The following is a 13,648-nucleotide window of genomic DNA, read 5'->3' as shown; positions in this document are numbered from 1 at the left end:
AGCTCGGGAGGAAAACGAATGAGAAAGTTGAGAGATATTCTGCCGGAGGAAAGACCTGCGGAGAAGGCGCGTCGTCTCGGCATTGCGAGCCTGGATGACCAGGAGCTTTTGGCACTGCTGCTCCGCAGCGGCTGCAGCGGACAGGATGTCACGGAACTCTCTGCGCTGGTGCTTGATTTAGAGCCACGCCGCGAGGGTTTGCTGGGACTCCTTCACAACAGCATGCAGGACTATATGCGGATTCGCGGCGTCGGCGAGGCAAAGGCGTTGCAGCTCGTCGCAATCGGCGAACTCTCGAAGCGCATCTGGCGGCGGGAAGCGGCGAAGAATCTGACTGCCGCGTTCGCCGACCCTTCGATTTGCGCGCGTTACTACATGGAGGCTCTCCGCCATCTCGAACAGGAGGAACTCCATGCCGCCTTTCTCGACACCAAATTGCGGCTGATCTGTGACCGTTTGTTAAGTCGCGGCTCGGTCGATTCCTCGGTGGTATCCGTGCGGGAGCTCATGATTGCGGCGCTCCGCGCACGCGCCGTTCGTATGATTCTGATTCACAACCATCCGAGCGGTGATCCGCGCCCGAGCAAGGACGATCAGAAGGTCACTGCCGAAATACAGGAAGCGGCGCGTCTCATCGGCATTCCGCTGGAAGACCATATTGTCATCGGAGATAATGCCTACTACAGTTTTAAGGAGTGGGGTCTATTGTGAAAATATCGAATAACCGCCTGGTTCTCATTGTGCTCAGCGTATCCTGCGTCGGCATGATAGGACTTACGACAATCAAAAACGAGCAGTTGCGTCCGCTCCGGACAGCGGTCGGCTACCTGCTCATGCCGGTGCAGACCGGTGTGAACCGCGTGGGCAGCGCGGTCTATACGAATTTCAAGAACCAGGAACGGATGCGGACGGCACTCTCGGACAACGAGTCCCTCCGCAAGCAGGTCGCTTCGCTCACGATGGAGAATACGCGCCTGCAGAGCGACAGCTATGAGCTGCGCCGTCTGCGCGCGCTCTATGAGCTGAATCAGACCTACGGGCAGTACCGCATGACGGGGGCCCGCGTCATAGCAAAGGACACCGGCAACTGGTTCCATGTGTTCCGCATTGACAAGGGCGCGCGCGACGGCATCAAGCCGGACATGAACGTGGTCGGAGACGGCGGACTCATCGGCATTGTGACGGATGTCGGCGACAACTACGCGACGGTGCGCTCCATCATTGACGATGTGAGCCGCGTCAGCGCCATGGCGATACAGTCAAACGACACTTGCATTGTCTCGGGCAGCCTGCAGCTCTATGCCTCGGGCAAGCTGAAACTCAGCGATATCACCGATACGGCGGATATCAAGGACGGCGATGCGATTGTGACGAGCACCGTGAGTTCCAAATTCCTGCCGGGCATTCTGATCGGCTATGTCGGCGACCTGAAGACAGACCCGGATCGTCTGACCCGGAGCGGCACCCTGGTACCGGTCGCGGATTTCGAGACCATTCAGGATGTGCTGGTCGTACTCGATTTGAAGTCGGAGATGCGGGAGGACGGCTCCTTTGAGACGCCGCGCACCACCTTGCCGGATGCGGACAGTCTGACTGCGCCGGAGACGACAGCTTCGGAGGAGAGCGGCGCTTCGGAGGCGGATACAACTGCCGGGGAGAGTACGGCAGAGAGCGCTGCCGCGGAGAGCAGTGCCATAGAGACCAGCGTGGCGGAGAGCAGTACCGCGGCACCCGAGACGAGCACAGCCGCCGCAGAGACTACGGCGCGCAGCACGACGGCAGCCGCCAGGACCACCGCAGCTACGCAGCGCGAGACGACGGCCGCCCGGCGACAGACCGAACGACAGACCGAAGCACGCGAGACCCGTCGGCGAGAGACCGAGGCTTCGACGGAGAGAAGGCGGCAGGAGACCGAAGCGCCGCGCCGGGAGACCCAGGCCACACAGCCGCCCGAAACTCAGGCCGCACAGACCGAGCCGGCGCAGACCGTAGAGAGTCTGCCGAAAAATCCGTGAGGAGGGTAGGATGAAACGCACACTTTTAAACCTCCTTGTGCTGATTGCGGCTTTTGCGCTGCAGAGTTGTATTTTTCCGTTCATCCCCTTTCTCTCGGCGACGCCCAATCTGATTTTGATCTTTACCTTTGCCTACGCCTTTATCTACGGGCAACGGGCAGGTATGTTCTACGGACTCGCGGCGGGACTGTTGGTGGATTTGTTCCATTCCGGTGCGTTCGGCTTTTTCACGCTTTTCTTTGTCTGGATCGGGTTTTTAAACGGCTCGCTCTCGAAGTATTACTATGAGAGCTATATCACCCTGCCGCTCCTGCTCTGTACCGTCAATGAGTTTCTGTATAATCTTTATATTTATGTCTTCCGTTTTGTAATTCGCGGCAAGCTTGATTTTCCGTTTTACTTTCGGACCATCATCTTCCCCGAGATTATCATTTCACTGTTGTTTACGCTGATCATCTACCGCTTCTTCCTCTGGTACAACCGGAAGTTGGAGTTCCTGGATCAGAGAAGAGCAACGACCTGAGGAGAAATCAGTGCTGAGAGATTTTCTGGAATTTTTGCGGGATCGTTTTGAGCGGCTGCAGCAGAACTTCAAGGCCTCGCGCCTTGTTCTGCTCGGCTTCGGCTACATGGGCTTGCTCTGCATCATGATCTTCCGGCTCTATCATTTGCAGATTATCAATGGAGAGTCCTATCAGAAAAACTATCTGCAAAAGACGGAGAAGACTGTCGCGATTCCCGCGACGCGCGGCAATATCTTCGATGCGAACGGCAAGCTGCTCGCCTATAACCGCCTTTCGTACAATGTGACCATCAAAGACAGCGGCGAGTACCGGAAGGCTCTGCAGCGGAATCAGATGTATTATCGTCTGATTCAGATTCTGAATGCGCACGGTGAGACCGTGACGGGCCGTCTCGAAATCGGGCTGAATGAGAACAATGAGTTCTATTACACGAGTGTCAATGAAGAGGCGCGGAAACGCTTTCTCCGTGACTTTTACGGTTTAAAGCGTGTGAGCGAACTGACGGGGGACGGGGGCAAGTATCCGTCCGAAATTTCAGCCGAAGAACTTTTGAACAAGCGCTTCCTGAGCTACAAACTGAACCTTCTGACCGATGAGGAGGGCAAACCGGTCACGCTCAGCAATCTGGAGAAACTGGAACTCGTGAATATCCGCTACACCATAGGTCTCACGGCCTATCGAAGCTATGAGAGCACAACGGTGGTGACGCACGTCAAGGATGAGACGAGAGTCGATATCCTCGAGAACCAGGCGAAACTGCTCGGTGTCAACTGTGAGCAGACGACCGAGCGCGTCTATAACGACGAGGTGCCGTTTTCTTCGCTGATCGGCTATGTCGGCAAGATGCCGGACGAGCAGCTAAAGGAACTGCGCGAAAAGAATCCGGACTATACGCTCAGCGATACCATAGGCCGCACGGGCATCGAAGAGTACATGGAGCAGGATTTGCACGGCAAAAAGGGATCCCGCACCATGTATGTCGACAATGTGGGCCATGTGATGGAAGTCGAGAGCGAGACGGAGCCCGTCGCCGGCAACGATGTCTACCTCTCGATTGACCGCGATCTGCAGGTCGGCATTTACCACCAGCTGGAGCAGCACCTCGCAGGTATTGTCGCGGCAAAACTGGTCAATGAGGACAATCCGAACACGGAGACGACGGACTCGACCGCGCGCCTCATTCCGGTCAAAGACGCCTATTATCAGCTGATCGGCAACAATGTGCTTTCGCTGGATCACATGAAGGGGGATTCCGCGAGCGAGACAGAGCGCTACATTGCGGAGCGCCTCAGCGCGTACAGCGAGAGTTCGCTCGCCGCGATGCGGGAGCAACTCATGAACCCGTCGCCGCTCAACATGGCGGAGCTTCCGAACGATCAGCGCGCCTTTCTCTATTTCATGTACACGAGTCTGACTTCCGCGGACAGCGGTGTCATCTCCAAGGATAAGATAGACAGCAACAAGGACTACTATGCGCGCTGGAAGGCGGATTCCATCTCGCTGCGCGAGTTCCTGCAGGATGGCATCAAGGACGGCTGGGTCAATACCACCGCAATCAAAGGCATTAAAAAGTACGCGGGAGCGGAAGAGGTGTATGAGGCGCTCGTCAATTCTTCGCTCGAGTCGCTGAAGACCGATCCGGACTTTGAAAAGCTGCTCTGCCAGTACATGATACGGAATAATCTGGTCGGCGGCAGGGAACTCTGCCTCGCGCTCTATGACCAGGGTGTGCTGGAACCGGATCCCGCGGCCCAGGCGGAGCTCGCTGCCGGCGGTCCGGCCTATGCCTACAGCTTTTTTGTCCGTCTGGTCTCGGAGCTCAAAATCACACCGGCGCAACTCGCGCTCGATCCCTGTACGGCCGGCTGTGTCGTGACCGATGTGACGACGGGCAAGGTAAAAGCGCTGGTGTCGTATCCCGGCTATGATAACAATCGCCTCACGAATACGATGGATGCGAAATACTATAACCGGCTGGTCAAGGATGAATCTCTGCCGCTCTATAACAATGCGACACAGGCCAGAAAGGCGCCGGGTTCTACCTTTAAGCCGATTATCGCGATTGCCGCACTCGAGGAAAATGTCATCGGACTGAATGACACCGTCAACTGTACGGGTATTTACGATGCGATTACGCCGCCGCTGCGCTGCTGGATTTATCCGGGTCGCCACGGCGTCCAGAACATCGTTGCCGGTATCCGGAATTCCTGTAACGTCTTCTTTGCGGACCTCGGACATCGCCTCGCGACGAACCCGCAGGGCGAGTACGATCCCGCGCTCGGCATTGCGCGTCTCAATAAATACGCGACCATGTTCGGTCTGGACCAGAAGTCCGGCGTCGAAATTATCGAGAACGACCCCATGATTTCCGACCAGAGCCCGGAGCGGTCGGCCATCGGTCAGGGTACCAACTCGTTCGCAAATGTGCAGCTCTCGCGTTATGTCACGGCGCTCGCAAACCGCGGCACAGTCTTTGATCTCTCGGTACTCGACCGTGTGACCGACTGGCAGGGCGAGGCAATCCGAAGCTATGATCCGAATGTCATCCGCACCATGGAAGTCAAACCGGAGAACTGGGACGCCGTACAGCAGGGTATGCGCGGCGTGGTCGAGTCGGGCTCCGCAAGCCGTATTTTCAAGGGCTTCGAGGTGAATATCGCCGGTAAGACCGGTACGGCACAGGAGTCGAAGACGAGAGCCAACCACGCGTTCTTCATCTCGTTCGGCCCCTATGAGAGTCCGAAGCTCGCGGTCACGGTCAATATTCCCTACGGTTACACCTCGGCGAATGCCGCTTCCGTCGCAAAGGATGTATACCGCCTCTGCTTTGGCTATACCAATGTGGACGAGATCCTGAATGCGGGTGCGCAACGTGTCAGTGATGTCAATATCGAGGATTAAAGATTGAAAAATTTCGACATTTTAGATAAAAATACTGGAAATATTCCGGCTTTTCCGTTAGAATTTGAGGAGGCTCGCGCGGAATGGATGTAAAACGTTTTTTGCGGGTATTTTCCTTCCGCTTGCTTTTTGCAGTTTGTGCGCTGAATGTCATTGGCATTTTGGCGATTAACAGTGCGACAAACCAGAACATGAGCTATGTCGGGCGACAGGCTGCCGGAATGGTCTTGGGCATCGCGGTCATCGCGTTGCTCTGCTTTGTTCCATATCAGAAGTTGTTGCGCTATGCGGTGCCGGTTTTTGTGCTCTGCGCAATCCTGCTCCTTATGGTTCGCTTCTTCGGTAAGAGCGTCAACGGTGCAAAGCGGTGGATTGTCCTGCCGGCACTGGGACAGGTGCAACCGTCGGAGTTTGCAAAAATCGGTGTTGCGATGTTCTTTTCCTGGCTACTCGGCAAAAACTACGAGAGTATCAATCAGCCCCGATTTTTGCTGCTGTTTGCGGCCTTTGCGATGATTCCGATCGGACTCATCAGCTCGGAGCCGGATCTCTCGACAACCATCGTCGTGGCAGTCAGTATTGCCGCCATGCTGTTTGCGGCGGGTATCAGTTACCGCTGGATCGGCCTTGCGTTGCTGGTCGCCGTGCCCTTTGCCGTCAGCACCGTCTTTTTGCTGAAGCGAGGCATGGTGCCTTTCCTGAAGGAGTATCAGGTGCGCCGCATTCTGGCCTTTCTGTACCCGGCACAGTATGCGGATGCGAACTGGCAGCAGGACAACTCCATCATGGCAATCGGATCTGGGCAGCTCTTCGGCAAGGGCTTGAACAACAACACGCTCGCTTCCGTGAAGAGCGGTAATTTCCTCTCCGAGGAACAGACCGACTTCATCTTTGCCGTGATCGGAGAAGAAATGGGCTTTGTGGGTTGTCTGCTCGTGTTATTGCTCTATGCGATTCTGGTCTATGAGTGCTATTATCTCGCCGGTAAAGCGCGCGACATGGAAGGACGTATTCTCTGCACCGGTGTCGGCACACTCATTGCCTTTCAGGGGTTCAGCAACATTGCTGTGGCAACGGGTATCTTCCCCAATACGGGGCTTACGCTTCCTTTTATCAGCTATGGTGTCAGTTCACTGCTCGCCTTTTATGTGCAGATCGGACTGGTACTGAATGTCGGGCTACAACGGCGGGATATCTACCGGGAGGATGATATGCCGCGTGGTAGAGTTGGGTTCGGAGGGCAATACCGCTGAGCACCTTTCAAAGAAAGAATGAGGAATGAGCAGTATGAATATCGGATTGATTGCACATGATGCAAAAAAGAAGTTGATGCAGAACTTTTGTGTCGCTTACCGAGGAATACTTGCGAAGCACACGCTGTTTGCAACCGGGACAACGGGACGTCTCGTTGAAGAGGTCACCAACCTCACGGTTCACAAGTATCTCGCCGGACACCTGGGCGGTGAGCAGCAGCTCGGCGCACAGATTGAGGACAATGACCTAGATCTCGTGATTTTTCTTCGCGACCCACTGCAGCCGAAGCCGCACGAGCCCAATGTCAGCAATGTCCTTAGGCTCTGCGATGTTCATAATATTCCGGTCGCAACCAATCTTGCGACGGCTGAGCTGTTGATTAAATCCATGGAGCGTGGCGATTTTGAATTCCGAAATTACTACCGGCGCTGACTATGCGTCGAGACGGCGGCGGAGTAGCAGGCGACGCAGAAAGCGTGGTCTGCCGCTCATCCGCCTCTTCCTTTTGCTCGTTCTGCTGTGTGCGGCGCTCGCCTATCGGGAGTTCGGTTCCCTGCTCTCGAATCGCTATGTGCCGAATACGCGCGGCAGCGCACTCTTACAGAGTACGGCGCAGGCCTCGGCGCTGAAATCGTTTGCGGCGGACCTCGCGGTTCCGGAGGCCGACAGCGGCACCGAATTACTCGGCGATATCCGCGCCGAAGGTGTGCTTCTGATTGACGGGACCAATGAAAAAGCACTGCTCTCGCGCAATGCCTATACGCGCATGAATCCGGCCTCGACCACAAAGATTATGACCTGTCTCCTCGCACTCGAAGACAGCGACATCCACATGGACGATGTGTGGACGGCCGGTCCGGAGATTGTCGTCTCGGAACCTGGCGCCAGCATGGGAGGTTTTCAGCAGGGAGACAAGCTAACGGCAGAGCAGGTACTCTATTGTCTCATGGTTCGCTCCGGCGCCGACGCGGCCAATATGATTGCAAAACAGGTGGCCGGCAGTGAAGAGGCCTTTGTCGAGAAGATGAATGCGCGCGCAAAAGAGCTCGGTGCAACCGGGACGCATTTCACCAATTCGCACGGTTTAACCGACCCCGATCACTATACGACGCCCTATGACCTGTATCTGATACTCCACGAGGCGATGAAGTACCCGGAGTTTCAGAAACTGGCGAGTCAGAAGCTCTACACAGCCGACTATGTGGACGCGGCCGGGCAGCCGGTGCAGAAGAAGTGGTTTAACACCAATTACTACCTGGTGGGCAAGGCGAAGCTCCCGGAGGGCTTTTCCGTGGTCGCGGCAAAGACCGGAACCACACTGGCGGCAGGAGCCTGCCTCGCGCAGCTCACGGCGTCGGAGTCCGGAAAGCAGTATTATTCGGTCGTTCTAAAATCGCCGAATCACGACGTGCTTTATCAGGACACCAGCCTCTTATTGCAAAAAAGCGCACAAGTGCATTGAACTTTTTTCGGTGCTAACGTATAATTACTATAACAGACAGAAACCAAGGAGGTAGACACATGGTTCAGATTATTGTGGGCGTCAAGGGAAAAGGAAAGACCAAGCGACTTCTTGAGATGGCGAATGAGGCTGTCAAGAATGCGAAGGGTACGGTCGTCTACCTTGATAAGAGCGCAAAGCACATGTATGAGCTCAGCAATAAAATTCGTTTGATCAATGTGAATGACTACGAGATTATGAGCAGCGACGGCTTCACCGGTTTTGTCTCCGGCATCATTTCGCAGGATCACGATTTGGAGACCATGTTCCTCGACAGCTTCTTGAAGCTTGCGAACTTAGAGGGCGGCGATATCACCCCGGTCGTTGACACGCTGGAAAAGATCGGTGAGAAGTACAATGTGAACTTCGTGCTCAGTGTTTCGATGGATGCGGCCGATCTTCCGGAGAATGCGAAGAAAGACGTTGTCATCGCGCTCTGACCGATAGGCGTAAAGAGAATTTACGGACAGCCCTTTCCGGGCTGTCCGTCCTTGTGTACAGGCATTTTCAGCGCAAGCGGAGGTCGTTTTGGCGAATCAAAAAAAAGCGGACAATGAGCAGAAGGCGAATTCCGTACTTCGCCCGGAATATATTTTGTTGATTGCCGCAGTCGTTTATCTTCTATATACCATCTGTACCCCTGTTATGCGAAAACGTCCGCGCGTCACAACCGTTGAGCCGGGCGAGATTGTGAGCAATCACTACTATACCGGCATCATATTGCGTGATGAGCAGATTGAGACAGCGCCGCGCGGCGGCTATCCGATTTACTATCTGCAGGAGGGGAAGCGCGCCGCCGTCGGCAATCGCATTTATGCGCTCTCCGCAACCGATGTGACGCCGCAGCTCGCAGGCAATTTAGGCGGCAATGCACCGCTCGGCGCCGACAATATCCATGAGATTAAAAATCGTCTCTCCGCCTACCGGAAAAGCTATGACCGCGACCAGTACGCGCAGAACTACACGGCGGAGAATAGCATTCAGTCTCTGCTCTCGTCCTACGCATCGCTAAGCCTGCTCGGCAATCTGGACGAGGAGATGAAGAAGCAGGGAATCGAATTGACGGATGTCACCTCCCCGCTCTCGGGTGTGGTTTCCTTTCGTCTGGACAATTACAGCACTGTGACGGAGGACAATATCACCGCGGCGCTCTTCGATCAGGATACAACTTCCGCGGCGGCCGACAGCAAAAAGACCTTTGTGAACGCGGGCGATCCTGTCTACCGGATTGTGCCCTCCGAGGAGTGGAAAGTCGTCTTTCCGCTCGACAAAAAGGAGAGCCGCGAAAATACGAAGAGCCTGCGGGTCAGTTTCATGGGCAGCAATATCAGCTTGAGCGGAGACTACCATGAAATTACCGGGAAGGATGAAGATGCCAACCAGCGCTACGGCGTCCTGACGTTTCAGCGCTATATGATTCAGTTTCTGGAAGACCGCTTTGTAAAATTCCGCATTGTCGAGGGAAGAAAAGACGGCCTGAAAATCCAGAAGACCGCGCTCACCAAGAAGACGTATTATGCGATTCCGTTGCTCTACCTGACGCGCGGCGGCGCAAACAACGGCAATGTGGTGCATCGTCTGCAGATGGAGAACGGAGAAGAGCAGGCGGTCGATGTGCCGGTCACGGTCGTGCACCGCGATGATACATATTTCTATGTCAGTATGGATGAGAATGCGTCGCTGAAGAAAGGCGACTGGCTCATCAATGACGCCAGAGACCAGAAGGTTCAGGTCGGAGACACCGGAGAATTGCCGGGCGTCTACAGTGTGACCGGCGGCATTGCGGTATTCCGCAAGGTCGAGATTATCGAAGAGAATGATGAATATGCCATTGTACACCGCGGTATCAGCGGCAGTATCAATCCCTATGACCGCATTCTGCTGAACGGAAGCGAGGGGCGAGAGGGCGAGATGGTTTATTGAGGAGGTACCTATGCTGCGTGAGCATTTAGAAGAAATCGAAAGCAATATTCAGAGCGCCTGTGCGCGGGCGGGGCGTTCGCGCGAGAGCGTCAGACTGATCGCCGTGAGCAAGACCCAGCCGGTCTCCGCAATCGAAGAGGCCTATGCGCTCGGACTGCGCGATTTCGGTGAGAATAAAGTGAAAGAGATGCTCGGCAAAGAGTCGCAGCTGCCGGAAGATATCCGTTGGCATCTGATCGGACATCTGCAGACCAACAAGGTTCGGCAAGTGCTCTCCAAGACGGTATTAATTCACTCCTTGGATTCTCTGAAACTTCTCGATGCGGTGGATTTTGAGGCCATGAAACAGCGTATCGTCGTGGAAGGTCTGCTCGAGGTAAATGTCGCGGAAGAGGAGAGTAAATTCGGCTTCTTACCCGAAGAACTCTGGGGACTCCTGAATCGGCTTTGTCAGTATAAAAATCTCAAAATTCGCGGCCTTATGACAGTTGCACCCTTCACAATTAATCAAGAAGATAATCGCGCTGTCTTTCGAAAATTGAAAGAAATATCGATTGACACAAGATGGAATACACTGGATAATATCAGTATGGATATCTTGTCTATGGGGATGACGGGGGATTACAGCGTCGCGATTGAAGAAGGCGCCACCATAATTCGGGTGGGGACAGGGCTGTTTGGCGCGCGGAATTTAGGGGAGGACGGACAATGAGTGCGATAGACTGGTTCAAAAGGGTCATATTGGGAACCGATCCGGATGACGGAGGGCTGGGAGGTCCGGATAATTTCGGCGGTGAAGACGATGACGAAAAAATCAATGTCTTTGGCGGTACGAAACAGTTTTACACGGAAGACGATGATTATCCGTATGCTGAGAACTATGCGTCCGCATCGAGTAAAAAGAGCGGAAACGAGGCAGGCACTACAAAGTCGCAGAGCAGAAAGATGCAGAGCGGCAACATCACACCGGTCACAGGACGCTCAAATCTCAACATCTCGCTGATGACGCCCAAGCGTTTTGAGGATGATGAGATGCATAAGGCCATTCAGATGCTTCGCGATGAAGGGCGCACCATCATTCTCAACCTTGAGAACTGTGAAGAGGAGCAGAGTTTCGTTTCATTTGCGATCGGACTTGCCGGCGGCGTCAACGGCCATATCGACAATGTATCGCAGTCCATCTATATCCTGGTGCCAAAGAATGTGGAGCTCTCCGGTGATTTCGAAGATGTCGAGAGCCAGGTGGCGCAGATGCCGCGCTCCAAGTCTGTCTGATGAACGAGAGAGAGTTGCAGTTGTTTCGCAATCGCCTGCTGGATTTGTCCCGGCAGTGCGAGGATCGGAATGTGCCGACGCACAGCTATTTTCTGACTGTGGAAGAGCAACGTCTCGCAGCGCAATGTTTACCAAACGTCGCCGGAATCCGTATGATTTCCGACGGCGTTTTTTGTGACGCTGAGAGAAAGGTGCTCTTTTTTTTGCCGTCCTATCTCGAAGAACCGCCGGAGGACGAGCTGATTTGTCTGGAGCTTGCACCGCGTGCACCGAAGTTTGCGGAGCCGCTCGGCCACCGCGATTTTCTCGGCGCGCTAATGGGACTCGGCATACGGCGGGAGATGCTCGGAGACCTTATGGTAACGGAAAACAAGGCGCAACTGGTCGCGCTGCCTTCCGTCAAAGCGCTCATAGAGCGCGAATTGACGGAAGTGCGGCATACCCGCATCGAAGTGCTGGAAATACCGCGGGAAGCGCTCAGTGCCGTGCGTCGCACCGAAGTTCGCAGCGTCAATGCGGCTTCTCTTCGTGCCGATGTTCTGGTCGCCGCAGTCTGGAATTTATCCCGTACCCGGGCCAAAGAAGCATTTTCGACGGGAAAGGTGCTGCGAAACGGTACTGAGCTCAGCAATCCGGCCGAGGTTCTGCGGGCCGGAGATGTTATGAGTCTTCGCGGCAAGGGAAAGTTCCGGCTCTGCGACGCGGAGCCGCGCTCCACACGAAGCGGGCGCCTGTATGTGGATATCGCATATTTCGTTTGAGAGAGGATTTTACTATGACAGAAAAAAACGAAACCGCTTGTTCCAAGGCGAGGATGTCATTGCTATTTGCCGTGATTGTTGGGCTCTGTGTTCTGCTGGATCAGTGGACCAAGCGCCTTGCTCTGCAACACTTGCCGCTTGAAACCGCGAGATCTTTTTTGCCGGGACTGGTCGAGCTGATTCGGATAGAAAATCACGGTGCGGCCTTTGGCATGTTGCAGGGACAGATGATTTTCTTTTATGGTATTACGGCGGCGATTTGTCTTTTTGTCGTTTATGTGCTTTATCGCTTGCCGGAAAAGAAAAGATATATGCCGCTTGTTATTAATCTCGCATTTTTAATCGGCGGTGCACTGGGGAATTTATGTGACCGCGTCATGCGCGGTTCCGTCGTCGATTTTTTCTCATTTATTCCGATTTCTTTTCCGGTATTTAATGTCGCGGATATTTTTGTAACCTGTGCGGCAGCTGTCTTTATTCTGTTATTTTGTTTTTATTATAAAGAGGAAGAATTTTCATTCTTAAAATAAAAGGAGACAGGTTTGGAGGAGCTTATTATTCAGGAAGAACTTGCGAATAAGCGACTGGACATAGCAATCTCCCTGCTCTTTCCGGAGCTGACGCGTGCACATGCTCAGAAGTTGATTAAGGAGGGGAGCGTCCTGGTCGACGGCAAGCCGCGCAAGGCGAGCTATCCATTGACAGCGGGGGAACGCCTTTCGGTCACTTTGCCGGAACCCGAGGCGACAGAGGTGCTTCCGGAAAATATTCCGCTCGACATTCTTTATGAAGACAAGGATGTCATCGTAATCAACAAGCCCAAGGGTATGGTGGTTCACCCGGCAGCCGGGCATACCGGCGGAACACTGGTCAATGCCCTCCTGTACCACTGTAAAGACAGCTTGTCGGGCATCAACGGGATTCTTCGGCCGGGAATTGTACACCGCATCGATAGGGACACGACAGGTGTGATGATTGCCTGCAAAAATGACAGGGCGCATCAGTGCATTGCCGAACAGCTGAAGGCGCACAGCATTACGCGCCGTTATCTCGCACTGGCACAGGGCAGGATGCAGGAAGAGGAAGGAACTGTGGACGCACCGCTCGGGCGTGACCCGGAGAACCGGAAGCGCATGAAAAGCGGTATGATCGGCGGCAAGCATGCGGTCACCCACTACAGGGTGCTGGAGCGCTTTGCAGCGGCAACTTATCTCGAGTGTCGTCTGGAGACCGGACGGACACATCAGATTCGAGCACATCTGGCCTCACTCGGCCATCCGTTGCTCGGCGACACGGTCTACGGAAGCGGGAAAAACCCCTATCATCTGGAGGGACAATGTCTGCATGCGGCGGTGCTTGGCTTCCGTCATCCGGCGGATGGCCGCTATCTTGAGTTCACGGCGCCGCTCCCGACCTATTTTGAAGCGCTACTCGACAAGTTTCGACAAAAAGCATAGATTTACCTTTTCCCTGCAAAATGTTACAATAGAAGAA

Annotated in this window: 13 protein-coding genes and 1 pseudogene; all 14 read left to right on the top strand. The window is 54.4% G+C overall.

The genetic code is table 11. From position 1 onward, the window contains the following. Positions 1-18 precede the first annotated feature (18 nt). The 14 genes and pseudogenes from radC (at position 19) to HMPREF9623_RS01610 (ending at position 13,611) form a co-directional block, all read left to right on the top strand. Positions 19-711 (top strand): RadC family protein, encoded by a 693-nt coding sequence (gene radC / locus HMPREF9623_RS01675; RefSeq protein ID WP_009532156.1) that lies wholly within the window; start codon positions 19-21, stop codon positions 709-711. After that, positions 708-1,526, top strand: a pseudogene (gene mreC, locus HMPREF9623_RS12135) (rod shape-determining protein MreC); the annotation flags it as partial. The gene radC and the pseudogene mreC, both read left to right, overlap by 4 nt. Positions 1,527-2,025: 499 nt before the next feature. After that, positions 2,026-2,538, top strand: a complete 513-nt coding sequence (gene mreD, locus HMPREF9623_RS01665; protein ID WP_009532154.1) for a rod shape-determining protein MreD — start codon at positions 2,026-2,028, stop codon at positions 2,536-2,538. Positions 2,539-2,548: 10 nt separating this feature from the next. Beyond that, positions 2,549-5,440 (top strand): penicillin-binding transpeptidase domain-containing protein, encoded by a 2,892-nt coding sequence (locus tag HMPREF9623_RS01660; RefSeq protein WP_009532153.1) that lies wholly within the window; start codon positions 2,549-2,551, stop codon positions 5,438-5,440. An 83-nt stretch (positions 5,441-5,523) separates the two neighbouring features. Then, positions 5,524-6,693 (top strand): FtsW/RodA/SpoVE family cell cycle protein, encoded by a 1,170-nt coding sequence (locus HMPREF9623_RS01655; RefSeq protein ID WP_009532152.1) that lies wholly within the window; start codon positions 5,524-5,526, stop codon positions 6,691-6,693. Between the two features lie 34 nt (positions 6,694-6,727). Further along, positions 6,728-7,126, top strand: coding sequence for a methylglyoxal synthase (gene mgsA / locus HMPREF9623_RS01650; protein ID WP_009532151.1), 399 nt, complete (start codon positions 6,728-6,730; stop codon positions 7,124-7,126). Beyond that, positions 7,098-8,156, top strand: coding sequence for a D-alanyl-D-alanine carboxypeptidase family protein (locus tag HMPREF9623_RS01645; RefSeq protein WP_009532150.1), 1,059 nt, complete (start codon positions 7,098-7,100; stop codon positions 8,154-8,156). Before mgsA ends, HMPREF9623_RS01645 begins: the two co-directional genes overlap by 29 nt. Positions 8,157-8,215: 59 nt before the next feature. Next, positions 8,216-8,635, top strand: coding sequence for a hypothetical protein (locus HMPREF9623_RS01640; protein ID WP_009532149.1), 420 nt, complete (start codon positions 8,216-8,218; stop codon positions 8,633-8,635). 88 nt (positions 8,636-8,723) lie between these two features. Further along, a complete protein-coding gene (locus HMPREF9623_RS01635) occupies positions 8,724-10,118 on the top strand; it encodes an HlyD family efflux transporter periplasmic adaptor subunit (protein WP_009532148.1) in 1,395 nt (464 codons plus the stop codon). 10 nt (positions 10,119-10,128) lie between these two features. Then, a complete protein-coding gene (locus HMPREF9623_RS01630) occupies positions 10,129-10,830 on the top strand; it encodes a YggS family pyridoxal phosphate-dependent enzyme (protein ID WP_009532147.1) in 702 nt (233 codons plus the stop codon). Further along, positions 10,827-11,393, top strand: coding sequence for a cell division protein SepF (gene sepF, locus HMPREF9623_RS01625; protein ID WP_009532146.1), 567 nt, complete (start codon positions 10,827-10,829; stop codon positions 11,391-11,393). The genes HMPREF9623_RS01630 and sepF overlap by 4 nt, the downstream gene beginning before the upstream one ends. Further along, positions 11,393-12,154: a YlmH/Sll1252 family protein gene (locus tag HMPREF9623_RS01620; protein ID WP_009532145.1), complete on the top strand. Its 762-nt coding sequence runs from the start codon at positions 11,393-11,395 to the stop codon at positions 12,152-12,154. Before sepF ends, HMPREF9623_RS01620 begins: the two co-directional genes overlap by 1 nt. Positions 12,155-12,168: 14 nt before the next feature. Next, positions 12,169-12,684: a signal peptidase II gene (gene lspA, locus HMPREF9623_RS01615; RefSeq protein ID WP_009532144.1), complete on the top strand. Its 516-nt coding sequence runs from the start codon at positions 12,169-12,171 to the stop codon at positions 12,682-12,684. Positions 12,685-12,696: 12 nt separating this feature from the next. After that, the gene (locus tag HMPREF9623_RS01610) at positions 12,697-13,611 is read left to right on the top strand and encodes an RluA family pseudouridine synthase (RefSeq protein WP_009532143.1); all 915 of its coding nucleotides are present in this window, start codon (positions 12,697-12,699) and stop codon (positions 13,609-13,611) included. The last annotated feature ends 37 nt before the right edge of the window (positions 13,612-13,648 follow it).

Origin of the sequence: Stomatobaculum longum (genome assembly GCA_000242235.1) — a bacterium.
In the GTDB taxonomy this organism is placed as follows: Bacteria; Bacillota; Clostridia; order Lachnospirales; family Lachnospiraceae; genus Moryella; species Moryella longum.
This window is presented reverse-complemented; position numbering and strand designations above follow the sequence as displayed.